The organism is Bacteriovorax sp. PP10 (assembly GCF_035013165.1).
Taxonomy (GTDB): domain Bacteria; phylum Bdellovibrionota; class Bacteriovoracia; order Bacteriovoracales; family Bacteriovoracaceae; genus Bacteriovorax; species Bacteriovorax antarcticus.
The window spans coordinates 253,261-280,097 of sequence record NZ_JAYGJQ010000003.1 but is presented as its reverse complement, the minus strand read 5'-3'; the positions used below and the strand labels follow the sequence as shown (position 1 = coordinate 280,097).

Annotated in this window: 22 protein-coding genes; 11 read left to right on the top strand and 11 right to left on the bottom strand. The window is 38.8% G+C overall.

Annotation, left to right across the window (positions count from 1 at the left end; translation table 11 throughout):
- Position 1: 1 nt before the first annotated feature.
- Genes SHI21_RS19055 through SHI21_RS19045 form a run of 3 tightly spaced genes read right to left on the bottom strand, consistent with a single transcriptional unit; the run spans position 2 to position 3,776 of the window.
- Positions 2 to 1,201 carry a DEAD/DEAH box helicase gene (locus SHI21_RS19055; RefSeq protein WP_323578695.1) on the bottom strand — a complete coding sequence of 400 codons (1,200 nt, stop codon included), beginning with the start codon at positions 1,199 to 1,201 and terminating at the stop codon, positions 2 to 4.
- A complete protein-coding gene (locus SHI21_RS19050) occupies positions 1,198 to 2,145 on the bottom strand; it encodes a class I SAM-dependent methyltransferase (protein ID WP_323578694.1) in 948 nt (315 codons plus the stop codon). The genes SHI21_RS19055 and SHI21_RS19050 overlap by 4 nt, the downstream gene beginning before the upstream one ends.
- Before the next feature lie 20 nt (positions 2,146 to 2,165).
- On the bottom strand, positions 2,166 to 3,776 hold the full coding sequence (locus tag SHI21_RS19045; RefSeq protein WP_323578693.1) for a peptide chain release factor 3: 1,611 nt from the start codon (positions 3,774 to 3,776) through the stop codon (positions 2,166 to 2,168).
- A 177-nt stretch (positions 3,777 to 3,953) separates the two neighbouring features.
- On the opposite strand from SHI21_RS19045, the gene SHI21_RS19040 reads away from it, so the two are divergent.
- The 3 genes from SHI21_RS19040 (at position 3,954) to SHI21_RS19030 (ending at position 8,041) form a co-directional block, all read left to right on the top strand.
- Entirely contained in the window at positions 3,954 to 5,531 is a 1,578-nt protein-coding gene (locus SHI21_RS19040) for a bifunctional metallophosphatase/5'-nucleotidase (RefSeq protein WP_323578692.1), read from the top strand.
- A gap of 203 nt (positions 5,532 to 5,734) precedes the next feature.
- A complete protein-coding gene (locus SHI21_RS19035) occupies positions 5,735 to 7,180 on the top strand; it encodes a substrate-binding periplasmic protein (RefSeq protein ID WP_323578690.1) in 1,446 nt (481 codons plus the stop codon).
- Positions 7,181 to 7,267: 87 nt separating this feature from the next.
- Positions 7,268 to 8,041, top strand: a complete 774-nt coding sequence (locus tag SHI21_RS19030; protein ID WP_323578689.1) for a nucleoside-specific channel-forming Tsx family protein — start codon at positions 7,268 to 7,270, stop codon at positions 8,039 to 8,041.
- Between the two features lie 37 nt (positions 8,042 to 8,078).
- Here SHI21_RS19030 and gcvPB read toward each other — a convergent pair whose 3' ends face one another.
- Positions 8,079 to 11,129, bottom strand: coding sequence for an aminomethyl-transferring glycine dehydrogenase subunit GcvPB (gene gcvPB, locus SHI21_RS19025; protein WP_323578688.1), 3,051 nt, complete (start codon positions 11,127 to 11,129; stop codon positions 8,079 to 8,081).
- Positions 11,130 to 11,195: 66 nt separating this feature from the next.
- On the opposite strand from gcvPB, the gene SHI21_RS19020 reads away from it, so the two are divergent.
- Complete coding sequence (locus SHI21_RS19020) at positions 11,196 to 11,939, top strand: class I SAM-dependent methyltransferase (RefSeq protein WP_323578687.1); 744 nt, start codon at positions 11,196 to 11,198, stop codon at positions 11,937 to 11,939.
- Here SHI21_RS19020 and SHI21_RS19015 read toward each other — a convergent pair.
- Positions 11,936 to 12,340: a translation initiation factor gene (locus SHI21_RS19015; protein WP_323578685.1), complete on the bottom strand. Its 405-nt coding sequence runs from the start codon at positions 12,338 to 12,340 to the stop codon at positions 11,936 to 11,938. The genes SHI21_RS19020 and SHI21_RS19015 overlap by 4 nt on opposite strands.
- A 69-nt stretch (positions 12,341 to 12,409) precedes the next feature.
- Here SHI21_RS19015 and SHI21_RS19010 point away from each other — a divergent pair, with 69 nt between their 5' ends.
- Together SHI21_RS19010 and asnS are read left to right on the top strand one after the other, a co-directional pair.
- Complete coding sequence (locus SHI21_RS19010) at positions 12,410 to 13,405, top strand: adenosine kinase (RefSeq protein ID WP_323578684.1); 996 nt, start codon at positions 12,410 to 12,412, stop codon at positions 13,403 to 13,405.
- A gap of 17 nt (positions 13,406 to 13,422) precedes the next feature.
- Positions 13,423 to 14,835: an asparagine--tRNA ligase gene (gene asnS / locus SHI21_RS19005; RefSeq protein WP_323578682.1), complete on the top strand. Its 1,413-nt coding sequence runs from the start codon at positions 13,423 to 13,425 to the stop codon at positions 14,833 to 14,835.
- 72 nt (positions 14,836 to 14,907) lie between these two features.
- On the opposite strand, the gene SHI21_RS19000 is transcribed toward asnS, so the two are convergent.
- From SHI21_RS19000 to SHI21_RS18975, 6 genes are all read right to left on the bottom strand, one after another.
- The gene (locus tag SHI21_RS19000) at positions 14,908 to 15,309 is read right to left on the bottom strand and encodes a hypothetical protein (RefSeq protein ID WP_323578680.1); all 402 of its coding nucleotides are present in this window, start codon (positions 15,307 to 15,309) and stop codon (positions 14,908 to 14,910) included.
- 21 nt (positions 15,310 to 15,330) lie between these two features.
- Positions 15,331 to 16,896 carry a PSP1 domain-containing protein gene (locus SHI21_RS18995; protein WP_323578679.1) on the bottom strand — a complete coding sequence of 522 codons (1,566 nt, stop codon included), beginning with the start codon at positions 16,894 to 16,896 and terminating at the stop codon, positions 15,331 to 15,333.
- Positions 16,897 to 16,988: 92 nt separating this feature from the next.
- On the bottom strand, positions 16,989 to 17,666 hold the full coding sequence (locus SHI21_RS18990) for a hypothetical protein (protein WP_323578678.1): 678 nt from the start codon (positions 17,664 to 17,666) through the stop codon (positions 16,989 to 16,991).
- Positions 17,667 to 17,668: 2 nt separating this feature from the next.
- Positions 17,669 to 18,379 carry a dTMP kinase gene (gene tmk / locus SHI21_RS18985; protein WP_323578677.1) on the bottom strand — a complete coding sequence of 237 codons (711 nt, stop codon included), beginning with the start codon at positions 18,377 to 18,379 and terminating at the stop codon, positions 17,669 to 17,671.
- An 85-nt stretch (positions 18,380 to 18,464) separates the two neighbouring features.
- Positions 18,465 to 19,631 (bottom strand): hypothetical protein, encoded by a 1,167-nt coding sequence (locus tag SHI21_RS18980; RefSeq protein ID WP_323578675.1) that lies wholly within the window; start codon positions 19,629 to 19,631, stop codon positions 18,465 to 18,467.
- Positions 19,632 to 19,778: 147 nt separating this feature from the next.
- Positions 19,779 to 20,918: a hypothetical protein gene (locus SHI21_RS18975; protein ID WP_323578674.1), complete on the bottom strand. Its 1,140-nt coding sequence runs from the start codon at positions 20,916 to 20,918 to the stop codon at positions 19,779 to 19,781.
- A gap of 254 nt (positions 20,919 to 21,172) precedes the next feature.
- On the opposite strand from SHI21_RS18975, the gene SHI21_RS18970 reads away from it, so the two are divergent.
- From SHI21_RS18970 to SHI21_RS18950, 5 genes are all read left to right on the top strand, one after another.
- Positions 21,173 to 22,432, top strand: a complete 1,260-nt coding sequence (locus SHI21_RS18970) for a hypothetical protein (protein WP_323578673.1) — start codon at positions 21,173 to 21,175, stop codon at positions 22,430 to 22,432.
- Between the two features lie 15 nt (positions 22,433 to 22,447).
- The gene (locus tag SHI21_RS18965) at positions 22,448 to 23,848 is read left to right on the top strand and encodes a hypothetical protein (protein WP_323578671.1); all 1,401 of its coding nucleotides are present in this window, start codon (positions 22,448 to 22,450) and stop codon (positions 23,846 to 23,848) included.
- Positions 23,830 to 24,090: a Flp family type IVb pilin gene (locus SHI21_RS18960; RefSeq protein ID WP_323578670.1), complete on the top strand. Its 261-nt coding sequence runs from the start codon at positions 23,830 to 23,832 to the stop codon at positions 24,088 to 24,090. The genes SHI21_RS18965 and SHI21_RS18960 overlap by 19 nt, the downstream gene beginning before the upstream one ends.
- A 147-nt stretch (positions 24,091 to 24,237) precedes the next feature.
- Positions 24,238 to 25,353, top strand: coding sequence for an outer membrane beta-barrel protein (locus SHI21_RS18955; protein WP_323578668.1), 1,116 nt, complete (start codon positions 24,238 to 24,240; stop codon positions 25,351 to 25,353).
- 169 nt (positions 25,354 to 25,522) lie between these two features.
- Positions 25,523 to 26,818, top strand: a complete 1,296-nt coding sequence (locus SHI21_RS18950) for a thiolase family protein (protein ID WP_323578667.1) — start codon at positions 25,523 to 25,525, stop codon at positions 26,816 to 26,818.
- Positions 26,819 to 26,837: the final 19 nt, after the last annotated feature.

Genomic DNA, 26,837 nt, shown 5'->3' with positions numbered 1-26,837 from the left:
ACTAAAACCCGTGCTCTTCAGCATCGTCTTCATCGTCACGATCTAGAGATGTATTATTCTTAATAACTCGAAGATGACGTTTCTCAATACGTAACTGATAATTGAATTCCTTGAACTTTGTAATCTTCAGAGTTTTCCCCTGATCTTCTAAAATTCTTTCAATCTTCTCTTTTTCTTCCGGCATATAGATCGTAATCGCCATCCCACCTTTATCGTGGCGAGCAGTTCTACCAAGTCTATGGATATAAGACTCAGCATTTAGCGGAGGATTCAAATTGATAATATGAGTAACGTGAGGGATATCTAAACCACGAGCGGCGATATCAGTCGCTACCATGATGTTGATAGTTTTTTCTTTTAGTCCATTCAATGCTTTTTTTCTCTGGTGAGTTGTCATGTCACCTTCAAGTACAGCACTCTTATATTTATCTTCTGCTAAAAGAGCATTTAAGCTTCTAGCTTCGTCTTTAGTACGTGTGAAAATCAAACAGGCCTTGATCTTATGGTGCTTTAATAAAAAGCGAATAAAAGGGTATCTAAGCTCGTCAGTGATCGGGCAGAAGGCCTCTGTGACGATTGCTTTTGCTTTATTGGCCTGGAATTCAACCAGAGTGGCCCCTGTTAAGAATTCTTCAGTCAAAAGTTTTACTTCTTCACTCATTGTCGCCGAAAATAAAAGAGTCTGTTTGCGCTCTTTCGTCGCTTCAAGAGCAACACGAAGGTGGGGAAGAAACCCCATATCCATTAACTGATCAGCTTCATCAAGAACTACCGTCTCAATTCCACTTAGATCAATGGTGTTTTTTTCAATATGGTCTTTAAGGCGACCAGGGCAAGCAACAATAAGATGCACGCCATTTTTTAATTCACGTTCTTGTTCAGAGAAACTATTTCCACCATAGATGCTGGTACTGATGATCGTCGTAAAGCGTGCGCATTTTTTTGCGACACCTAGGATCTGCTCAGATAATTCTTTTGTCGGTGTGATGATTAAAACTTTTGTCGGTCTTTTCGGAGCACCGATAAGACTTGCCACTAGAGGCAGTGTAAACGCCAGAGTTTTTCCCGATCCTGTTTCCGAAAGCGCAATTAAGTCTTTCCCTTCCATGATAACCGGAATCGCTTGCTCCTGAATCGGAGTCAAGTTCTGGATTTTCATTTCAGTTAATGCTTTTTGAATCGCTTCTGGAAATTGAATCATTTTTTTGCCTGAGGTGTTTTATGAGTGATCTTAAAACACATATGAACTTTCGTATCTTTGTAGTCTTCTGGAATTGTACGAGGTGTAATGTCCTGAACATTCGCCAGCTCTAGAACTTCAGGAGAGATTTTAAATTTTCTCTTATTATTAGAGAAGTATAAAACACCATTAGGATCAAGCAGGCGAAGGCAGTGCTTAACTAAAAACAACTGATCTTTTTCAACTTCAAAATCCTCTTCCATTCCTTTTGAGTTCGAAAACGTCGGTGGATCTAAAACGATGATGTCAAAGCGTTGAGAAGCTTTCTCTAGATACTCAAGAGCACTATCAACGATGAAGTTATGATTTGCTAGAGGGATATTATTTTGTTCGAAGTTTTTCTTTGCCCAGTTTTGGTATGTCGATGACATATCCACACTTGTGACTTTTGAAGCTCCACCAACTGCGGCCGCTACACTGATTGATCCAGTATAAGAAAAAAGGTTTAAAACTTTTTTGCCTTCTGCTGATTTCGAAACAATTTGTCTTAGTGGTCTGTGGTCTAAAAATAATCCAGTATCAAGGTAGTCGTGAAGGTTTACCAGAAACTCTGACTTGTATTCTTTTACAACGATCAGCTCATTTCTTTCTTCAAGTTTAGTATACTGAGTGTCGCCAACTTGTCTCTTGCGTGACTTGATGATGACTTTTTCTTCAGGGATATTTAAAACATACTTAACAGCACTGATAATGAAGTTGAAATGATCAAACTTCTCAGCATCGATTTCTTCATCGCGCTTTTCATAAATAATCGCGTTGTCTTTATAAACATCAACGATGAAAGGGAATTCAGGAATATCTTTATTGTATAAACGGAAGGCCTCAAAGCCTTCGCGTTTTGCCCACTTCGCTCTGTGCTTGTAGTTTTTTTCTAGTCTATTCTGGATCGTTTTTAAGTCAGACATTTTTCTTCTTTGGTTGGAGATTAGCGGTAATCAGAGTTTTTAAAGAACTGAACTTTTGGATTTTTTTCCATCACAAGTTTTAAGTCCCACTCAGATCTTACAGAGAAACATAAACGTTTCTTGTGATCGTAAGCGATGTTTGAACTGTTGAATGAAACAAAGTTTCCTTCGTCCTTATCATTTTCAAATTTAAGCCATCTGATACCAACGAAGTTGTATCCTTCGTAAGCGGCGTTAACATTGTATTCGTCTTCTAAACGGTATTTAACAACTTCGAACTGTAGGGCACCAACGGCACCTAAAATCTTTTCTCCAGTCGAGTGTCTAGTGAAGAGCTGAACAGTTCCTTCTTCAGATAACTGCTGAAGTCCTTTTTCAAGCTGCTTTCCTTTCATCGGGTCTTTTAAAATAACCTTATTGAAAATTTCCGGAGCAAAGTTGGGAATTCCAGTGAACATGTACTTTGAGCCTTCAGTGAAAGTGTCACCAATCTGGAATTTTCCGTTGTCGTGAAGACCGATAATGTCTCCCGGGAATGCTTCTTCAGTGATCTCTCTATCCTGTGCCTGGAACATCAGGGGAGTGGCTATCTTCATTTTTTTATCAGAGCGAACGTGATAAATATTTTGGTTGCGGTTAAATTTTCCTGAGCACACACGCAAAAAGGCGATACGGTCGCGGTGTTTTTTATCCATGTTAGCTTGGATTTTGAAAATGAATCCTGTGAACTCAGTTGTTGTTTCCGGGTCTACAGTTGTCACTTTTGAATCTGATTCAAATGGAGCTAATTTTACTTCGCGAGGTTTTGGGCCTGGTGAAGATGAAGAAATCATATCCAGAGTTTCTTTAACTCCGAAGTTGTTCAGTGCCGAACCAAAAAATACCGGAGACTGGATTCCGTGAAGGAACTCTTCTTTACTGAAATCTCCAATAAGAGTTCCAACTAATTCTAGTTCGTCTTTTAGAGTTGCCAGTAATGGCGCTCCAACGAAAGCTAAAACTTCCGGAGCATCTAAATCTTGAGCGTCGATGATAATTGGATTGAAAGGGTCTTTGGCGTTTTTAAAACTCATGATTTGTTTTGTTCTTAAATCATAAACACCTTTGAAATCTACACCTGAACCAATAGGCCATGTCATTGGCACACATTGAATGTTCAGAATTTTTTCTACGTTTTCAATTAACTCAAACGGGTCCATCGCTTCACGGTCATACTTGTTCATGAACGTTACGATTGGCGTATCTCTCATACGACAAACTTCCATAAGTTTAATCGTCTGTGCCTCAACCCCTTTTGCAGAGTCGATCATCATCAGAACTGATTCAACAGCAGTAAGTGTTCTATATGTATCTTCCGAGAAATCCTTGTGACCTGGAGTATCTAGTAAGTGCATCGCACGTTCGTTGTATGGAAAACTCATAACAGAAGATGAAATCGAAATCCCACGTTCCTTTTCAATTTCCATCCAGTCAGACTTTGCATAATTCCCGTCTTTCGCTTTTACCTTTCCGGTTTCACGAATAACTTGTCCGAACCAAAGTAATTTTTCAGTCATCGTCGTCTTCCCGGCATCCGGGTGAGAGATAATAGCAAATGTGCAGCGCGGCGCTGTGTTCAAAGATGAAAGCATGAGAGACCCCAATTTACGTTGTAATTATCCAATACTTACACCAGTTTTGCCCTATACGTCAGCATAATTTTCCGAATCATTTTCGTCGGGAAATAATAGTTCGCAGAAAACTTAAACAAGTCCCTATAAATCCGATCAATAGGCATACAGGCCAATTAATCAGGAATAGGTGGTTACATGAATTCGAAATATCTAGGGGTGCTATTTGCAGTTTCACTGATGGTTTCTACTGCACAAGCAAGGCTTGTTCAGATCCTACACACCAATGATACCCACTCATTTATGGATGGCGGAACCCACCAGACCAATACAGGTGGTTCAGCAAGACTGAAGAGTTTAATCGATTATTACAAAGCTGAAGCTGATAAAGATGGTGTGAAAAATCTGGTACTCGATGCTGGAGATTTTCTTGAAGGTAATATCTATTATATGGCCGACAGAGGGATGAAGAGTTTTGAAGTTCACAACAATGTCGGTTATGACGTTGTGACACTTGGGAACCATGACTACCTGATGGGTGCCGAAGAATTAGATAAGATGCTGGGAAAAATTAATTTAAATTTCAGCCTACTTGCGGCCAATGTTGAAGTGGGCCCGCAGTTTCCAAATATCAGAGAAAAAATTAAGCCTTATAAAGAAATTGAAATCGATGGGATTAAGATTGCTCTTTTGGGTTTAACGACCAATGAAATCTGGTATAGCTGGAGTTTAGATAATAGCAAAATCACGAATCCATACGAAGCTGCTAAAGATTATGAAAAAGTTCTTAAAAAAAGAAACAACGATTTCATTATCGCTCTTACACATATGGGTGTGAGTAAAGATAAAAAGCTTGCGAAAAAAACGTCTTACATCGACTTGATTGTTGGTGGTCACTCGCATACAAAGCTGACAAAGGCCGTAATGGTCAAAAATAAAAACGATAGAGACGTTCCTATTGTTCAGGCGGGAATGCACACTGAATACCTGGGACGATTGATTGTTGATTTAGAAAAAGGAAAACCGTTAAAAGTGGTTTCTTACGAACTTGTTCCAGTAAAAAATGAAAATCAAGATGATCACATTAAGACATTAGTTGATGAGGCCAATACTGATTTAGATAATATCTATGGGGCCGACTGGTTAAAAGAAGAAATTGGTCAAAGTGATTTAAAAAGTGACGACCCGGAAGGGACAAAAAAATGGGCCTTCTTTATTTCAGATGCCATGAAAGATAAGGTTGAAGCGGATATTTCTATCCATGCTCCTCCAATGAACGGAGAGAATTTTCCCGTGGGAGCGATTACAAGAAGAACAATTTTAAACTCGATCCCAAGAGTTTTTGACCTGGATGATACTTATGGGTGGTCTATTTATAAGGCCTCTATTAAAGGAATCTGGCTTAAAACTTTATTTGAAACACTGGCAAGTTTTGGTGAACCACTGGCCTACTCAGGTGTGGAAATTCAGTACATCAAAACTCCGTTTGGATTAAAAGTTGGAAAGGCGACAATTAATGGGCAAAGTATTAGTCCATTTAAAAATTATACTGTTGCTTTCACAGAAGGGATCATTAAAGGGGCCCTGGGGATCAGCTCTAAAACATCTATTATTCTAAAAAATCCAACAAAGTCTCCTTTTAAAATCTGGCAGACTCTAGAAGAGAAAGTGGCCTACGCAGGCAACTTGAAATCAGGCACTACTAAAGAATCCAATAAGACCTATTTTGATCCGACTGATGAGTCAGTCGATTCAGACGATATACAAGCTCCATAATTATAGAGGCCTGCGAAAGCGGGCCTTTATTTATTCCATTTCACTTAATCAATTTAAGAAAATCATAATTCTTAAAAGGATTTTGAGAACTAGTTAGGGATGTAAAGCGGTTCATGCATCATTGCCGCAATTATCATTCTCCATTGAACCATAATTTAAATTAAAAAAGATCATTTTTAAGCATTTCAGTTTATAGTTATCCTGTGAAAAAGCTCTTACTCTTCTTTATTTTTCTATTGGTAATTAGTTCTGGGTTTAAATCAGATGCTCATGCAGATCCTGTTAAGTTTGGACTCGATTCAAGTCACTCACTGCCTTTATTATATCAATTCGAAAATCAAAATATGGGAATCGCCACTGGTGGTTTGATGTATGAAATGTCTGTGGCCATAGGCGAAGAGCTTCATGACGATTATTCAATTACAACATTTCCAGGCCCACGTTTAGCTTTTGAAGTCTTAAATGGAAATATCGATCTTACTTGCAACAACAGTCCGAAGTGGAGCGGTGGTTTGAGTGACGAGGCCCAATGGAGTAAAACCATTTATACCAATTCAGTTATCCTGGTTGGGAAAAAAGAAATTCCTTTCGATCGTGCAGATCATCTGATGAATACTAAAATTGGGACTGTTGAAAATTATCTTTATGGGGATCTGGAAGATAAATTTAAAAGCAAAATTCTTCAAAGAGTTGATGCTGTTACCGTGGTCGCGAATTTAAATAAGCTGTTAGATAATAAGCTCGATTACATTGTGATGAGCGAAGTCGAGTATAATTTTTATAAAGAGACTTATCCCGTGTTGCAGAGAAGTTCCTTTGCCGTGGATAAAACGGATATTCAATGTGCACTTTCTAGAAAATCTTCTTTAACCTTGAAAAAATTAAATGAGACTATTGATCGACTTGCTAAAAAACAGGTCTTTCAGCAAATTTATAAACGCTATATTAATCCTAAGACAAATTTTAAGCCGATTGTGTACGGCCTTAACGATACGAATTCACCTCCATTTTTAATTTATGATAACAATACCGAGTATCCAACGATTCAAGGCGGGTTGTTTTTTGATATTGGATTAGAGATGGGGAGGAAACTTAAGCGTCCGGTTAAATTTCTGCTTTCACCGAGGAAGCGCTTAGATTCGGGACTTGCAGATGGAAAAATTGAACTTGTTTGTTATAACACTGAAGCCTGGGCCGGAGAGTTTGCAAAGGATTACTACTGGAGCATTCCCATTTTTAAGCAGAGCAATTACGTCGTCAGCAATAGCAAATATAAAGGGAATGCTGACTTAAAAACGATCAAAGATCTCAAAGGAAAAACAGTCGGCACGACTCTTGGTTTTGTTTACCCAAACTTGACACCTTATTTCAAAGACGGAAGCCTTATTCGTGAAGACGTCTTGTCGGGGACGGCCAATCTTTCAAAACTCAATGCCGCTCGGATCCCTTTTATTCTTCTGAATAATTTAGAGTACAACTACTACAAGAAAAAATACCCTGATCTTCAAAGGGCGCCATTTGAAATTGACCCGCTTGAGGTTAAGTGTGCTATTTCGAAAAAATCAAATTTGAAACTTAAGGAACTGAACGCTGCCATTCGAGATTTAAAAAAATCAGGTCGAATGCAAGAGATCTTTTTACCTCACTAATAAGACTGATATTTAACATTCACAAGAGAGCTGCCAATGTTTAGGAATTTTTTATCCTTACTTGTTTTGATTCTTTGTTTTACCTTTATGACTAAAGGCCATACTGCAGACTTTACGGATGGAGACATTCATAAAAACGACTATAAATGGTATCAGTTCAATATTCTTCAAAGTGTGGATAATAAACTCCCTTTCGGAAATAAGCACGACACTTTTTTTGAATTGGAGTTTGGCGGACGCTCTGGTCTTTTTGAAGTGTACGGATTTTTAGATGTGCTAGATATGCTGGATTCAAAAGACAGCAGTCTCCATCAGAAGGATAATCTCTTTTTTAAATTTTCTCCCAAACTTTCACTCGATGCTCTTACCGGTCACGATCTTTCTGTCGGCCCGGTTAAAGAATGGTTTATTGCTACATTGTTCAATGTTGGAGATCGCGCTTTATTTGATGAATATATTGGCCTAGGAGCAGACCTTGAAGTTCCTTGGTTTGGAAAAGTCGTGACGAAGTTAATGGCCCGTCATGTTCGAGAGAATTTCGGAGCGGCCAACGAAGGTAAGTTTGATGGATATCTATTCAATACGGCCTGGTTTAAACCTTTTTATACTTTTAGCAATAAGAGTTTTGTCACATATCAAGGATTCTTAGATTACACTTTTGCGGCCAATAGGATTGATGATGATAAAGATCACTCGAGTAGTTCAATCGCCTGGTATAACGGATTGTACTGGCACTCAGAGCGCTATTCTGCTGGTTACGGGTTGAAGTACTACAATGATATGGGACTTTTAAGAGATGGTGGTATTGCTGGGAATACAACGGGACTCGGGCACTATTTTGTTGTGACTTATAAATTTTAAATAAAAAAAAGGCCCGCTTTAAAGCGGGCCTGATTTATTAAGCGTGGTGATTTTCAACAGCTTTTAAATGCGCTTTTTGAATGTCTTTACTTACGACTGCAATATCCATCTTCGACAATACGACTGGATCAATAACATTTTGGTAAAGGTGAGGAAGTTTTGTCAGATTTTCCATAAAGTTTAAGTTCTTATTCGCATCAACTTCATCCACTTTTCTAATTGGAGTGAAGTGAGGTGCAGTTGTTAGAACATAGGGTGTTTCATTGATAAGCACGTTGATTGCTTGAACAACTTCTACAAAACGATCCAGCTCAGCTTTGCTGTATGTTTCAGTTGGCTCGATCATTAGTCCGTATTGTTCAGGGAAAGCTACCGTTGGAGCGTGAAGACCGAAGTCTAAGAAAAGCTTTCCAATTTTTGCCATCGTCTGAGCTTTTGGAGTTCCACCAGCAGCGATTCTATCAAAAGTTTCTTTCGAAATTGTTAAAATGAATTCGTGCATACGAGTTTCATTTTCACAGTTTTCTGGAAGTGAAGGATAAACTGGTTTTAGTTTTTCGTATAAGTACCTAGCTGCAAGAACGGCCACACCAGACATATCACGAACACCGTTTCCACCAAGAGCTTTGATGTAAGTGTAAGCGCGGACTTTGTGAGCAAAGTTTCCTACGTGACGGTGGAAAGATCCAATTGATTTAGGAGCTTTTACAACATCAAATTTATCGCCAACTTTTACAACTTGAATCCCTGGAAGGTAATCAACTAAGCGGTGAGATACAGCAACGATTCCGTCTCCTGGTCCACCACCACCATGTGGGATAGTCCAAGTTTTGTGAAGGTTGTTGTGAACAGCATCGACACCCATTTTATTCAGGTCGATCCATCCAGCAATCGCGTTCATGTTTGCGCCGTCCATGTAAACAAGTCCACCAGCACCGTGGATTAGATCGGCCATTTCTTTAAATGACTTTTCAAATAATCCAGATGTGTTTGGGTTTGTGACCATAACACCAGCAATACGTTTATTGTATTTTGTGATTTCAGCTTTTAGTTGTTCAAGGTTGATGTGACCAGTAGTGTCTGCTTCAATGATCACGATTCCGTATTGAACTCCATCAACTGTCTTTGTTTCAAATCCGGCCATCGTAGCTGTCGCTGGATTTGTTCCGTGAGCAGATCTTGGAATTAAAACGATGTTTCTCGTTTCTGCTTCACCATTATTTCTATGGTACCCCTGGAATAATTTTAGACCAACAAGTTCTCCTTGAGCTCCAGCAACCGGTTGAGTTGTCACAGCAGGAAGACCTGTAATTGATTTAAACATTTCCTGAATCCCGTAAAGGATTTCAAGACACCCTTGAGCGTCTTCGATTGGAGCTTGAGGGTGAACATCAGTAAACCCTTTTAGAGAAGCTGCCCAGTCGTTGATGTATGGGTTGTATTTCATTGTACATGATCCAAGCGGGTAGATGTTGTCATCCGGGCTTACGTTTAGATCAGCAAGATTTTTGTAGAATGCTTTGATTTCTTCCATTTCAAGATTCGGTAAACCAACCGGAGTTGATCTCATGAAGTTTTCTGGAATTTCCGGAAGGAATTCATCGTTTTCTTCTGCTTCGAAATTTGCAGCGAAGAAGTTTTCTAGTTTTTCTAAATCTTCATCAGTGTGAACATCAAAGAAAGATAATAGAAGAAGGTGTCTTCCATCGTTGTGAAGTCTTTTTGAGACATCAACACCTAATTGCATATTAGCTGCAGAGGCAAGAGCTTGCAGTTTTTTTACACTCATTGGAAGTTCTAAAACGAATTCATTGTAAAATGGAGTTGAAGGGAAAGCTAAGTTTACACCTTTAAATTGAGTTAAAACTTGTGCCATTTGTTGAGCGTAATCACGTCCAATTAAAGCAGCATCACTCATACCTTGTTCACCACGAGCTAAGATCGCAGCTCCAGCAGCACTTGCTACAAACGATTGGTTTGAACAAATGTTCGAAGTCGCTTTCTCGCGACGGATGTGTTGCTCTCTCGTAGAAAGAACCATACAAAGTGCTTCTTTGCCGTTCGTATCTTTAGCACGGCCTACAAATCTTCCAGCAGTTTGTCTGATGTCCAACTTATTTGAGTCGTTGTATCTGATCCCGAAGATCCCCAGTCCAGGTCCACCAAAATTTGGCGCTAGAGCTAAATGCTGACCTTCACCAACGATCATATTACATCCTTGCTTCTGAGTTCCAAATTCCGCAGGAGGAGTTAGGGCGTCAGTTGCTAGTAACATTGGATCGAAGATAGCGATTGATTGAACTTGAAGTTGAGAACACAGGTCTGTGAACGAGTGAACGTCTTCAAGGTTTCCGAAGTTGTTAACTTGAGGGAAAACGATACATGCTAGGTCTGATCCAAGATCAGAGGCCATCTTGTGAGCGATATCAACATTTGTAATCCCAGTTTCTTTATCAGTTGGGATTGTAATAATGTTAAGGCCTGTTTCTTTTGCATGAGTTTTTAAAACTTCAATGTCACCTGGAAATAATGATTCACAAACTAAAGCAGTCTTAGAATTTTTAACAATTCTTGTTGCTGTTTGGATGGCCTCATAAAGAGCAGTTGATCTTTCGTAGAAAGAAGCATTGATTGCTTCAAATCCTGTAAGCATTGAAAGAGTCGAAGAGTAGATCCAAAGAGTTTGAAGAGTCCCTTGTGATCTCTCAGGTTGGTATGGAGTGTACGCTGTTGTTAAACCACGTAGGTCACATACGTAAGGCACGATGTCTGAAACTTTATAGTTTTTTAATCCATCACCGATGAAACAAGTTTTCAAATTGTTTTTAGCAGCGATGCCTTCCATGTGAGCGATCAGGTCGTTGTATGAAAGTTCTTCACAAACGAATGGTGCTTTATCAAATTTCACATTGTCGCCAATGTGTGAGAATAAATCTTTTAACTCAGTTGCGTTTAGTGCTTTTAGCATTTGCGACTGCTCTTCTTTTGTTGAAGAGATATAATACTTAGTTAATTCTCTCGGAAGAGATTTTGGATCGTACGGAAGCTTCTTAAAATTCGTGTCTGCATTCGTTGAAGACGTAGTCATCGGTTATTCCCCTAGTGGATTTTGGTCCTTTTAAAACGTAAAAATATGTGCCTATAATAGCCAATAATGAATGAGTTAATAAAGATAAAAATAAGCGATGTGAATGATTCTGCTTGGCCGGCCTTTATACAAGAAGCCGTAGCTGATAAAAATCATTTTAATCTGGTCGTTGAATCAGAGCGTAAGTTGTGTGACAACTGCGATTATTTGTATTTCTCAGAGGAGAAACTCAACTTTCATTCCAGTGAATTAGGTATTATGTGTTTTGATTTCGAAGATATTTACAGCTATCACCAACGACAAAACTACGCACTTTCCAAAGAACCATTAGCAAAAGCTTTAGGTATTAAAGGAATAGCAGAGAAGCGCACTATTTGGGATGCGACATGTGGAACGGGTAAAGACAGTTTATTGATCCAATATTTTGGAGCAAAACTTACAAGCTTTGAACGCAATCCGGCCGTTTACTTACTTTTAAAAGACGCCTTGCGAAGATACCCCATGGATTTTAATTTAGTTTTTGCCGATGCTTCAAAACTTCCGGCCCCAGAAATTCGTCCCGAAGTGATTTACTACGATCCAATGTACCCAGCTAAAAAGAAATCGGCCTTGGCCCGCAAAGAAATGCGAATCTTCAAAGAGATTGTAGGCGAAGACAATGATTCGAAAGATTTTTTAGAATGGGCCATGAAAACTGCGACTGAAAGAGTCGTGATTAAACGTCCTCTGGAAGCTGAACCCGTCAAAGAAAAACCTACGGCAAGTTATACCGGAAAAAGCACTCGCTATGACATGTACAAGATTTTTTAACCGCCAGATCTCTTCGTTTTAAAACCTAATTTAGCTAAAAAGGCTTCAGTCTTTTCCCTTTGATCACCTTGCAGTTCAATTTGCGGTTTGTTTTCTTTTTTATAAGTCCCGCCCGTTCCACAATGGTTCTTTAGTTTTTTTGCAAGGTCTTCAAAGAAGGCAGGATTGTTAGGGAAGTCATGAATAACTGTCACTAATTTTCCACCGCGTTGGTTTTTTTCAAGCTTGATCTTCAAAGTTACTTTTAAAGGATCAATAGTGACGATGTGGGCCGGTGAATCATCACACTCACATGGGTCTTCGCCACATTTTTTACATAATTTTAAATGTGAACCATCGCTTGAATAAACTAAGCGAGTTTCACTATTTGATTTGGTCTTATCTGGTTTATTTTGTTTCATTTCTTGTCGTTTTTTATTAAACTTATGAGATCTTAAAATTTGATTTATATTAAAAGGAATGAGTGTATTATGGCAAAGAAATTTGACGTTTACGGAATTGGAAATGCTTTAGTTGATATGGAATTTGAGGTTACTGCAGATTTTTTAAATACTGCAGGGATTGAAAAAGGATTAATGACTTTAGTTGATGAAGCAAGACAGACAGAAATTGTTAGTCACTTAGCTGCTTCTAACCATAAACGTTCATGCGGTGGATCTGCTGCCAACACAATGATTGCCATTTCTCAATTCGGTGGAAAAAGTTTTTACTCATGTAAAGTAGCTAGTGATGAAACTGGAGACTTTTACTTTAAAGATTTAATGGATAACGGAGTTGAAACAAACCTTTCAACAAGTTCTCTTGAATCAGGTATTACTGGAAAATGTATCGTTCTTGTCACTCCGGATGCTGACAGAACAATGAATACTTTTCTAGGTATCACTCAGAATTTCTCAACAAAAGAATTAATCGAAGAGCATATCAAGAATTCAAATTACCTTTATATCGAAGGCTACCTTGTTCCTAGTCCATCTGGAAAAGAAGCATGTTTAAAAGCTAAGAAATTGGCCGAAACACATGGTGTAAAGACGGCACTGACTTTCTCAGACGTAAACATGATCACTTACTTTGAAGATGGAATGAAAGAGATCGTAGGAAATGGAGTTGATCTTCTTTTCTGTAACGAAGCAGAAGCTCACGCTTACACTAAATCAAATGATTTAAATGAAGCTGTAGTAGCTCTTAAAAAAATTGCAAAAACTTTCGCTATTACACTTGGACCAAAAGGTGCACTTGTATTTGATGGACAAGAGTTAATCCAAATTGAAACAAAAACTGTGAAACCAGTTGATACAAACGGAGCTGGAGATTTATTCGCCGGAGCAATGCTTTTTGGAATCAACAATGGAATGAGTTTCAAAGAGGCTGCAAAGCTTGGATGTTACGCCTCTTCAACTCTAGTGACTCAATTTGGGCCAAGACTTAGAAAAGAACAAATCGCACAAGTTAAAGCTGAACTAGCTTAATTTATATAAGGATGAATATGACTCGCTTAAGTATTAAGAAAATTATTGCTGAAGACATTATTGATACAGATGCAACCGTTAAGGGATGGATCAGATCAGTACGTAACTCTAAAAAGTTCTCATTTATCGTTTTAAATGATGGTTCATCTCAAAATAATCTTCAAATTATTGTGGATGAAGTTCTTCCAAACTATGCTGAAGTCGCAGCTCTATTATCAGGATCAGCAGTTTCAATCACAGGTCGTCTTGTAAAAGGTGGCGGAAAAATTCCTCAAATTGAAATGCAAGGTAAAGTGGTAGAGATTATTGGTAAAACTGATGAATCATACCCACTACAAAAGAAAGCAACGTCACTTGAATTTCTAAGAGAGCAAGCTCATCTTCGAATCAGAACAAATACTTTTGGAGCTATTATGCGTGTTCGTCACCATATGGCGATGGCGACTCATAAGTTCTTCTCTGATAAAGGATTTTTCTACCTAAACTCACCAATCATTTCTGGTGTAGATGCTGAAGGTGCTGGAGAAATGTTTACCATTTCAACACTTTCTTCAGACATTACAAAAGCTCCAAAAACAAAAGACGGAAAACTTGATTTTTCTCGCGACTACTTTGGAAAGGAAACTTTCCTGGCAGTAACTGGTCAGCTTGAAGGTGAGTGTTACGCCATGGGATTGGGATCAATCTATACATTTGGCCCAACATTCAGATCAGAAAACTCAAACACAACTCGCCACCTTTCAGAATTCTGGATGATCGAGCCGGAAGTTGCTTTTGCTGATTTAGATGAAATCGCAGAACTAGCGACAGACTATATTAAATACCTTATCTCGTACGCATTAGAGCACGCATCAAACGAGCTTGAATTCCTATACAACAGAGAAGATGCAACGGTTGATAAAAACCACATGGAAACATTGAAGCACGTTCGTGATTCAAAATTCATCCGCGTGACTTATACTGAAGCACTAGAAATTTTAGCGAAGGTTGATCCTGCTGTTAAAAAATTCGAGTACCCGACAACATGGGGATCAGAGCTTCAAACAGAGCACGAAAGATACCTGGCAGAAGTTCACTTCAAAATGCCGGTTATCGTAACTGATTACCCGAAAGAGTTTAAAGCTTTCTACATGAAGCTTAACCCAGATGGAAAAACAGTTCGTGCAATGGATATCTTAGTTCCAGGAATCGGGGAGATCATTGGTGGATCTCAACGTGAAGACTCTCTTGAAAAATTAGAAAAGAGAATGGATGAGATGGGGATGGATAAGGAGCCTTTATGGTGGTACCTGGATCTTCGTCGTTACGGATCAGTTCCACATGCTGGATTTGGATTAGGGTTTGAAAGAGCGCTAATGTATGTGACTGGGATGGGGAACATTAGAGATGTGATTCCGTTTCCACGTACGCCGAAGAATTGTGACTTCTAAAATAAAATCAGAAAAAAAAAAGGCCTTCATTTTATGAAGGCCTTTTTTTTTATCTAAAATTTCTTTTTCAAATTATCTACGTAGAGCGTTTCCACTTACGTAAACTCTAACTCCGTAACCTTGATCAAATTGCATCTCAAACAACCCATTGCTGTAGCCTTGGAAGTATGGAGCGTATTCAATCGTGAACGAACATCTTTGTCCTGGGTATAGAGTTCCAAAACAGTTTGTCGTCGCTCTAAAAGAAGGGTCCCCTTGCATTCTTCCCCATTGGTAAGTTAATGGAGTTGAACCAGTATTTGTAATACGGTAGTTAACGAAACTTCTTTGATTAACTCTTACAGTTCCAAAGTAGTAAGAAAATGTATCAGTCGCTTTTTCTTCGCTGATTTCAATTTCTTTCGTTTTAACAGTTTCAGTAGAAAAAGCATGAGCAGAAAAAAGCAGTGAACTTAAAAGAATCAATGTTTTCATAAAGGTCTCCCTAATTAAATTCTATGGCTTCTCACCATTGTTATTATTATTAGATCCAGCTACTGGTGTAGTAGTGTTCTGAGGGCCACCTTCGCGGTTTCTATTACGATTTCTATTTCTGTTACGGTTTCTATTTTTTCCTGTTCCTGGTGCACCCGGAGTTCCCGGTACACGTGGTTCAACACCTTCAGCTCCTTCTGGGCGAGGCCCTTGAGCTTGTTGTTGATTTGGATTTGGTGGACGAGGAGCTCTTGGTTGCTGAGGCCCTTGTTGTCCTTGTGGTCTCGGCTGTTGCGGCTGACGAGGCTGATTGTTTTGTGGTCTGTTGTTATTATTGTGTTGAGGTCTTGGCGCTTGCCCTTCTAATTTCGGAGCAACAATATTTTCCCCAGACGTATCATCAACGAACTCTTCAAATTCAGCATTATTTTGAGCAGCATTCATTTCACTTCCATCAAGATTTTTTTCAATCGTCTTGAAGATGTTACTTTCCATGAAGCTGTCAGCTTTATCTTTTTCTACTTTTGTTAATCCGATAACAGTCGAAGTTTCATTTGTGATGTGTTCGAACGTTTCAGGGAAACGGTATTCAGCACCTAAGTCAGACTCTTTTCCGTTGTACTGATTAACCGCGTACGTTCTCTTGATTCCCGTATCAGTTAACATTTCAAACTGCTCAATCAGGATGTGAAGTTTTAACACTTTTCCAGAGTCGCCGTTTTTAGCTTTAACAAAAGTTCCTTCTCTAGGAAGATTTTTTCTCTTATCTGTGTAAACATCGTCTTCGTATTTGATACAGCATTTAATCTGTCCACATACACCGTTTAGTTTACTTGGGATCAATGCAAGATTTTGGTTTTTTGCCATCTTGATTGAAACGTTTCCGTAATTTTTTAAGAATGATGAACAACATGTTTGAAGTCCACAAGCACCGATGGCCCCAATGGCAGCAGCACGGTCGCGAACAGAAATTTGTCTAAGCTCGATTCTCATTTTCAAATCGTAGACAAGTTCTTTTACCAGGTCTCTGAAGTCAACGCGAGCTGGAGCGTTGAAGTAGAATACGGCCTTCTTTCCAAATTGAGTGAACTCAACGTGAGTAAGAATCATATCTAGTTTGTATTTCTCAATTAAGTGAATACAAATAACTTCCGCTTTCTTTTCAGAGTCACGGAATTCAACTTGAGCTTGAATATCTTCAGCGCTTGCTACTTTCGCGATTGAGCGAATTGGTAACATTGCCTTATTAAAAACGACGTCATAAGGAAAAGAGTTGATATAACCAACACTCATTCCTCTATCACTCATCGCCACAACTTTTTGTCCGTAAGCAAAGCGGCGCTTGCCAACTAAGAAAGGAAAAGAGCGGGCGTTGCCGGGAAAACGCACGCGAATCATAGTGATCATCTCACCATCTTTAAAGCGCGAATTTTCTTTTTCGTTTTGTTCATTATCAAAGTTCTGCTGAGTTTCTTCATCAGATGTTTCTTCAATAATGATATCTAGCGAATCATCGTTTGGTATTTCTTCGATCAGGGTGTCAGCGTCCTCAATTGTGGGACCAGACGTATTTAAATTGGGTTGCATTAAAATATTTCCGTAAAAGGTATCTCAACCTAATATTCTAAGGCATTAGACATGTATGTCACTGCTCATAGCAGTAAGTCATTTCAATTTTTTTATTTAAAAAGAAGACTAAGGCGAGCGAGTTTTGAATTGTTGAAAGCGTCGCTGACTTGATAGTGCTTGAGACTTTCAAGTGTGTCGGAACATTCTTTGAAATTGCCACTTTTAAGGGTCTTAATCAGGGCTTCTTCAATAAACTTCTTTTCTTCCAGGTAATCGTCTTCTGATTTTTTAAGACTTGCGACAAGTTCCTGTGCAGAAGCGTAGGTTGGAAGTGGAGCATCATAATCCACACCAGATAAGTCTTGTGGCAATAAAACCTTAATCGCACGGCTTTCTACCGTCGGCAGAAGGTTTTGGTCCTGTGGAGCAAAGAGGAATAAACAAAAGTTCTCTGGAAGCTCTTCAAAAACTTTTAGCAGCTTATTGGAAACGATAGTCGATAAAAGGTGAGCATCGTTAATGAAAATGAATTTCTTTTTTAATTCAAACGCGCGGTAGTTTAAAAATTTAAAGACAGCGAGAATCCCGGGAGACTCAACTTTGTATTCGTTTTCTTCCGTGCGCTCTACCCATAAAACATCGGGGTGATCTTTTAATTTTGTGATTGAAGATAAAAAATCCTGGGCCCACGCAACTGCGTTGGTGTGTTCAGGGTATTTTGCAAGATAAACTGAGGCCAGGTTACCTTGCGCATATTTTTTAAGTAAATTGTCTTTTAAGTCATCCATCACTACATTTCGTCATTAGTCGTATCATCTGAGCGAGAGTGACTAATAAGATTGTCGACCACTTCAGTAATTCTCATCGTCATCTCATCAAGATTCACTTCAGCGTCTAGTTTTAGAATTCTATTGGGGAATAACTCCGCAACCAGGTCGTAACCTACAACTAATTTTTTGTAGAACTCAACACCCTTAGCTTCGAAATAATCTTTTGGAGCATTTCTCATCTTCTGACGTTTCTCAGAAGTCTCTACACCAATTCTTAAATAGAAAGTCAGGTGTGGAACAAGGTTAAGTGGGAAAGCGTTGTGGATGTTTAAAACTTCCGCAACTCCTAATCCACGAGAGTGGCCTTGATACACAAGTGAGCTGTCGATATAGCGGTCACAGATAATAACAGTGTTGGGAACAGCAAGCTCCTTTAAAACAACTTCAGAAAGAAGCTGAGCACGCGACGCTGCAAACAAGTGAGCTTCAGCAAGAGGAGTGATTTCTGTTTTGGTTTCCAGGATTGCCTGGCGCATTTTTTCACCAAATGGAGTTCCACCTGGTTCTCTTAAAACTAAAACTCGGAAGTTTTTATTTTCTAAATGAGTTTTAAGTCTGATGATTTGAGTCGATTTTCCAGCGCCTTCGATTCCTTCAAAACTTAAAAAGAATGAGCCCGGGAATGCCGGTGATCTAAAAGAGTTAAGTAGGTCTTGGGTGATTTCTTTCATTGTTTGTCCCTTAAAAAAAGTTCAATGAAAGGGTATCAACTTCAAGGCCTTTAGACAATAAACAATGGTGTTTGAGGGGAGTTTCCTAGTTAGAAACTTCTCCCTCGAATAGATTATCATTAGAAGGAATCGGACCTTCACCTTCTGCTGCACTGTTGTCGTAGTTTTCTTTTGAAACCTGCGCTCTAACCGGGTCTAGTTCCATGGCACTTGTATTGTCATAAAAGTAGTTAGGATCTTCCGCTGGTGGAGCGTCATTTCTTGTATTCTGGTATTTGCTGGTGTCCATAAAAGATTTTCTTGCCACCGGCTTAATCGGTTGGAGAACTCGTTGCTCAAATTTCCCTGATCTGGCCGTGTCGTTAACCTGATTAAAATTTCTTTTTTCACCCAATTGTCTGGTTGCACTTGGATTTGTTTGTGGTGGAGTTCTTCCTGAAATTTCTACAGGATTTAACATCTCGGCCTGTTCACCAATCACCGGAGCTTCAGATTTAAAAGGTGAGTTCAACTGGTTTTTAATATGAAAACCAAAATACCCGATCCCTAAAATTGATCCGACTAATAGCCATTTATAAAGTGAACTTGAACTATTTTGTACTGTTGTATCTGCACGATAAGTTTCTACTTTATCTCTCTCAACAGACTTCCCACGTTTTACATTGCTCAAATAAGCAAGGCTTGAAATCGCTTCAGTTTCAGGATTGTTAATATTCACTGAATCATTCGTATTCATCACGGCCTGAGCTGGAACTCCAGGAAGTTGATCTGATTCTTTCAAAACTCTGCGGTCAAAATTTTCAACCTGGAATAATTTCATCCATGTGTGACCTGCATTGGTTGTCACCATATCTGTCAGAAGAATTTCTTTTTCTTCCAGCATCGAGAGAAGTTCGAACTTCTCAAATGGTCCGGTTTTTTGTCCATTTTTTAAAATGAAATACTGTTGATCATTATCCTGAGCAAGGCCTGATAGAGGCACTAGTTGTGGTTTTCTTCTTTGGAAAAAGGGGTGAGAGAACACGGGCGCCCAATCAGTTGAATCAATATTTCTCACTGAGTATTCGCCAGCTTCATCTTCGTTTTCAAAAACGTAAGCTTTTAAATCATAGACAGCAATGAATCCTAAAGATGTGTCTTCTTTATCTTTCATTTCAAAAATATGTTCGCGCTCAACACTTTTAACAATTTCTTCTTCGCTAAAAAGAATGTCTTTTAAGTATGTAACAAGAACAGCTTGATTGTTGGCCATGAATAAGTCCGGTTTATACGCATAGATAAAAATGCGTAGTTAATCTCATTAGATCTATCGGATAAATGGCAGGATTATTTAGAGGGCAAAAAGTGCCAGAAAAGAAAAGAGGTCGGGGTTAACCGACCTCTTTCGTATGATAAGATCTTATAGAGCGTAATCAAAGTAAATAGCGAATTCTGGGTATTTAACTTCGTTTGCAAAGAAGTCCTTCCCATCATGAGCACCAAAAATCTTTGACCCAACTTCGCCCGTAAGGCTTAATTTCGGAGTAAAAGAGTATGTGTGACCAATGTAGTATTCAAACCAATCGTCAACTTTAGTTGCTTCCTGGAAAGCAGCTCCTGAAACATGAAGGTACTTGAATTGGAAGTACGAAGAGTTTTTATCATTATACTGGTACGACACGTAACCAATGTTCATCTCGTGAGAGATATCAAAGTCTTTTGCCGTATCATTCTGCCAAGCAGAGTTCAGGATAAAGTCATCATTGAAGAAGTAAGTAATTTTATCAGTGATTTGGTAAGTGAATGATGGAATTAACTCTAAAGAGTGTTTCCAAGTTTTGTTTGTAATTTTTCCTTTAGCTGGATCGTTAGCTAGGTACTGAGCAAGTAAAGATGTTGAAAGTTTTTCACCAAATTTTTTGCTTAAGCTCGTGTTGATACGATTGTTACCGTAAGAAGTTTGAGCACCATGGTTACGGTCGAAAATACGACGACCAACACCAATATCCATCTTAATGCCATTTTCTTTTTCTGTTAAAACGTTTTCACGAGTTAATAATACTAAAGATCTATAGTGACGGTTGATGAATGATCCTTGTGCTTCAGCATCTGTATATTTAAATTCAGAAGTCGCTAGAAGTTTCCAGTTTGTGAATGGACGATATGTGATCGTTGGATTATGCATGATCTTCAAATCTTGAATATCATGGTCATCTGAGTTTGCACTCGAAACATCTTTTCTCGTGAAGTAATATTCACCGTGGTACGAAGCAGAAAAGTGAGACTTGATGTAACCATAGACACCAGCTTGATCTTCAAGCTTTGCTTTTTCAGCAGCAGCTTTAGCTTCTTCAGCTCTTTTTGCTTCTAGTGCTTTTTCTTCAGCAGCTTTTTTGGCAGCAGCGTCAGCAGCTTTAGCTTCTTCAGCTTTTGGATCCGTTTTAGCTTGTGCTGTTGCGTTAGCTTTTTTCGAATTCACTTTTTTTGTTTGCGCTTGTGCGCTGTGTGCAAGCAATAAACTCATAGTCACTGCTAAACTTAACGTTAGTTTAGAAAACATCACTTCAACTCCTCATTAGATAGTTACTTTCTCGTACCGTTGCGATCGGATTTAATATTCTTTATTATTTCGCTCAAGATTACAATGTTCTTTTAATGAGTTGTCTTAAAAAGTAAGTATGGTAAGAAAAAGTAAGAAATGATTGAGCGATTTAGTCGTACCCGTAAACCATCAACAATATTAAGTGACAAGCTGGCACTGGTTTGAGATTCTGACTGTCAATGTCACGATTATTGTTTGCATCCTTACTAATATTGCTATCAATCATTAGACCTTTCATCTCTATTTTATTAGTGGTGATCAGGCCTCTGGTTCCTTTTATTCAAAAAAGGTTGAACTTCGAACGTAAAAATTTTACGGAAGAGTCCTCTCGACGCCACACATCTTCAGATTATTGTTTTGAGATTTCATCAGAGGGTGAACTTGAACAGGTGAGACCATTACTTCAGGCCGTTTTATCTGCCGGTAAAAAAATTGAAATCCTTTATTCATCTCCTTCTGTCGAAACAAAATGCCAGAAAATTTTTGCGGATTATCCTGAGCTTGTCAGAACATTAAGAATGCCATTGATGTCGAGTTTCTCTGTAGATTTTCTCTACTTCAGAAGCATCTGGTTCTGGGTAAAGTCCCCTGTGGTGGTTTTTTGTCGTTATGATTTTTTCCCTGAACTATTAATGCTAAAATTCTTTGGAAAAAAATTTATTCTTATCTCAGGCGCTTTCAAAAAAATGTCCTGGTATAAAACAGAAAGCTTTAAACTCTTTGATGTCGTGGTTGCAGCGACAGAGCTTGAAAAAGATAAGTTTGTGGAGTTGTTAGGGGATAAAGCGCGAGTTTATAACTGTGACTTCCGCGTTCCAAGGATTACTGAGCGCTACACTCACGCCGAAGAAGTCATTGCTAGAAAGGTCAGTATCACTCCTTATATAGAAAAATTAAAATCTCTTAAACCGGAAGAAAAAATCATCCTGGGAAGTGCCTGGGCCTCTGATTTAGATATTTTAAAAAACGATCAACTGATCCAAAAAGTAAAAAAAGGAGAGTTGCATCTTCTTTTGGCCCCTCATAAACTCGACGACGAGTTTTCATTAACTCTTAAAACGATCTGCAGTGAAATCTTCGGTAATGATCAAGTAGAAGTCGTTAATGATAAAAACCCTTATAAAGGAAGCCCCGTTGTTATTTTACAAATGGGCGGAATCCTCTGCGAGTTATACTCACTCTTTAAAGTGGCCTACGTGGGTGGCGGCTATGAGCGATCTATTCACTCGGTCTTGGAGCCTTATTTCTCCAACAATATCGTAGTGACAGGGCCTACCATTCACCGTTCAACTGAATTCGATTTGGCCTTTGAGATCACTCCTCACGAAATACATGTACTAAAAAGTCCTGAATCCTTTTATACTATTATTGAATCATTAGACTTAACTGCCTTGGATGTGCCTGCCCGCGATCAGTTCAAAAAGCACACGGAAAAGGAGATGAAACTCATCATCAAAGACATCCTGGGATGATGACAAAGGATTTGAATGCAGAATAGGAATTTAGATTTCGCTTTAGTAGGACACAATTTTTTTGCATTCTTGCTTTCAATTGGTCTGTTAAACCGCGGAAAAAAAGTTTTAGTTTTAGATGATAACCGTTTTAACTACGGTGACTTTTTTACCAATTCACTGACGAGTCTCGATGTTGAATTTTTAAAAGCATGGGGAGCTGAAAGCAACCTTGCTCCTTTAGTTAACATCGAAAAATACCTTTCACCTTCGACTGTTTATTTCTTCGTTGGTAAAAAACAAATCGTCTTAGGAGATCTTCCTCACAGAAACTTCCGTGAGCTTTGCCGTAAATTTCCAGGGCTTTTCTTAGAAGGTAACACCAGTAAGGCCGCTTTAACTCACGAAAATGAAATTGTTAATTTCGATAACATCTATAATGATTTCTGCCAGAAGATCAGTGCTCTGCTTTTTAATGAAAAGCGCGCTTCAAAACTCTCAATGCTTTTTGAAAGCTCACTTCCTGAATCATTAAAATCAAACTTTACTCACTTCTTTTCTCACTTTGGTGAAAAAGATAAAATGCGCGAAGAAGATGTCTACGACTTCAATGCCTTGATGTTCATGACCAGAGGCTTTTTCCAGAACCGCTTAAGCATCACCGGAAGTAAGTCAGAGATCATGCACTTATTTTTCTCGCTTATCTCCCCTTACTATAAGCTCGATCACGACAGGCTGATTGCCGACCTTTTGCACGAACACCTGGAGAAAGGCGGAGAGTTCAAAAAGCTCAATCTATCTGACTTAAAATTCCAAAGTGGGCTAGTTAAGTCCTTTGAATTAGAGAGTTTCGATGGTCTTATTAGACCCAATAAGATGGCCTTTATTGGGGGTTATCCCGTAGGTCTTCCCATTAAATTAGGTAAAACCAGTTCTGCTTCTTATAACTGCTTAAACGTGGAATTCACCTTCAAAGAAGGGGTTCCTAAGCTCTTAGATGGTAAAAAATGTGTCTTCACTTCACCGATTAAAATCGGTACTGACCGCCCTTTTTGGGAAGTCTATTTTATTGGTAATAAGGCGGTCTTCAATGTCATTATGGCCAAAAAAGAAGGGACAAAAATTGACTTCATTTATGAGCGTGTAAAGACCATTCTCATTGGGGATTTGAGCTATTTATTCCCTGAATATCAGTTTGAATCACTAGACTGTAAAATGAAATTTACCTTGGATGTTTTCATCGAAGATAAAGACTTCAATGCCCATAAAAGACTAGAAGCTGGACTCAAAAAAAGACTGGTTGATGTACTGGAAGATAGTGCACCTCTCTTAATGTCACGCCTTAAGAACGTTTTATACTTTGGCCCTTATAATGAGGATTCTTTAGGGACTTTCTCATCATTAGTAGAGATCAAAAGATGGCGGGAATCGCTTTGAAGGGGTCTTTTTCAGGCGTTAAAAACAAGAAAGGGCAGACTGCCATTGAGTATGTTTTACTACTTTTAGTGATGGTTTCCATCATTTCATCGCTTTTAGTTTATGTCCGAAACAAGTATTTAGGTGACCCGGAGAAGTGTAACCTAGCTCAAAACCGCAATACAATCCTTTGTAAAATCAATAGTTACGTCAAGCCAACGGGTGGTAACAAGCCCTTCCAATACTTTCCGTTTAAAAAGTAAACACCTCTAAGTAAAAATTTCATGCCGCGCACAATTATAATGTGAATAATTCTCAGTCTGATAATCTCACGTTGATAACAGATTAAGCCATATTAATGATTAAAGGCCACCTCCCCAGGTAACAGGTCTTTCATATTAGGAGAAGTTATGAAATTAAGAGCAGACAACAAAAGATTAACGTTCATGAGTCTATTTCTAGCTACAGCACTAGTTGCTATGTCAGCTCATTCAACTCCGGTTCGTGCACAAGATGACGTTCTTGATGATGCAGAAGACGCTTTAGCAAACTCTGATACTTTAGATATGGATCAAATCGATATCGAAGGAAGACTTTCACCTTCTGAACTAATGAAGAGAAGAAGAGAGAAGTTAGAAGAAAGAAACAAAGTCATGGTTGAAAAGAAAATTGAAGATATTCGTGTAAAACAAGAAATTGCATTAACGAACAAACTTCAAGGTGCTTTTAACAATAGCTTAAATAACCTTAACGAAGATAAAGTTCAAACGGTTCAAGCTGCTCCAGCTCCAGTTGCTCCGGCACCAGTGGCACCAGCTCCAATCATTGAAACAAGAATCGTTGAAGTTCCAGCTGAACCAGTTAAAGTTGAAAAGAACTCAAAAATCATTCCTCAATTAGGAGTGAGTTCAGTAAAAGGTGACAGACTAGACCTTGAAACAGATTTAACAATCGGTCTTCAAGCTGAAACAATGATCACTCCACAAGTTTCAGTGGGGATGGGAATTGGTTACTCGACAATGAAGATGACAGACGTAGCTAACGCTTACTCTGCAAATAACGGTGGATACTATGGTAACCAGTCTCAGTACAACAACATCTATGGTGCTGGTGGTAGAGAGATGTCACTTAAGAAGTTTACAATCGAAGGGAACGCGAAGTATTTCTTCACTGAAGACTCGATGATTAAACCATACATTGGTGGTGGAATTGCTTTCAACCGTTCAACACTAAAGTATGAAAATCAACAAACTTATAACTACGGAAGTTATAACTTTGGTAACGAAGACTACGGTTCTTCATCTGTAGGTGGATCATTGAAGCTTGGTGCTGAAGTAGCTTTCAACGACACTGTTGGTGCAAACATTGAATTCGCGGCAAGTAAAAACATTAGTTCAGGGATTTCAAAATCATCAGAACTAAATACAACTTACAACCCAGACCAAGGGCGTCTAGAAAACGTATCTAAGGAAATTGAAGATGCAACATCAACTTCAATCCAAGCAGGTCTTGTGATTAAGTTCTAATCTCTGAAAGTCACAAAAAAATAACTCATAGCGGGCTTCCTTCTGGAAGCCCGTTTTTTTTACTCCGGTATTAAAATCCCTTATACAATCCTTTCAATAATCATCTTTCAGCTATAGAATTTGACTATATTATTCTTAAAAAATAAGCACGCAAATTTAGGGAGATTTTATGTCAATGAGAGATGTGTATATTGTCGATGGTAAGAGAACACCACAAGCTAAATCAGGATTAGATTTAAAAGATGTACAAGCACCATACCTTGGAGCTTATCTTGTAAAACATTTAATCGACAACACAGACATTCCAACTGATGCAGTTGATGAAGTTATTTTTGGAAACACAGGAACTCCTGCAAAGTATCCAAACGTTGGTCGAGTGATCGCGCTTGAAGCTGGCCTTGATAAAAAAACTTCTGGTTACTCTGTTCACAGAAACTGTGCTTCAGGAATGGAAGCTGTCTCTCAAGCTTATTTAAAAATCGCCTCTGGCCGCTGTGACGTCATTGTTGCTGGTGGTGTTGAATCAATGTCACAAATGCCATTGATCTATAACAAAGAAATGACAGAACTCTTTGCAAAACTTATGAAAGCAAAATCGGTTGGTGAGAAATTATCAGCGATGTCTTCTTTCCGTCCGCACTACTTAACTCCAATCGTTGCTATCGAGCAAGGTCTGACAGATCCTTTCTGTGGATTGAACATGGGACAAACGGCAGAACTTTTAGCTCGTGAATTAAAAATCACAAGACAAATGCAAGATGAGTACGCCAACAACTCTCACGCAAAAGCAGTAGCAGCAACCAAAGAAGGAAGATTCAAAGACGAAATCCTGCCAATCACAATTGGTGGCTCTTTAAATAAACTTTTAACTGATGACGTTGGTCCTCGTGCGAACTCAACTGTTGAAGGTCTTGGTAAGATGAAGCCTTACTTCGATAAAAAATCGGGAACTGTTACAGTTGGTAACAGCTGTCCGATCACTGATGGTGGATCTGCACTATTATTTGTTTCTGAAGAAGCAGTAAAAAAATATAACTTAAAACCAATTGCAAAACTGACTGATTACCACTTCCACGGTTTAGAGCCTGAGAGAATGGGAATGGGACCGTTACTTGCTATGGACGGAGTTATGAAGAGAACAAACATGAAACTTTCAGACTTCGATCTATTTGAATTGAATGAAGCTTTCGCAGCTCAAATTCTAGCTGTTGGTATTGGTCTAAAAGATAAAGAAGTGGCAGCACGTTTTGGTCTTGATCATGCTTGGGGAGAGTTAGACTGGTCTAAGGTAAATGTTAACGGTGGTGGTATCGCTCTTGGACACCCGGTTGGATCAACTGGATCACGTCTGGTTGTGACACTTATTCATGAACTGAGAAGAAGAAAAGGTAAGTTCGGATTAGCATCGCTTTGTATCGGTGGTGGTCAAGGTGGAGCAGTCATTGTTGAGAACCTGGTTCGTTAATTATTTTTTTTACAAGAGA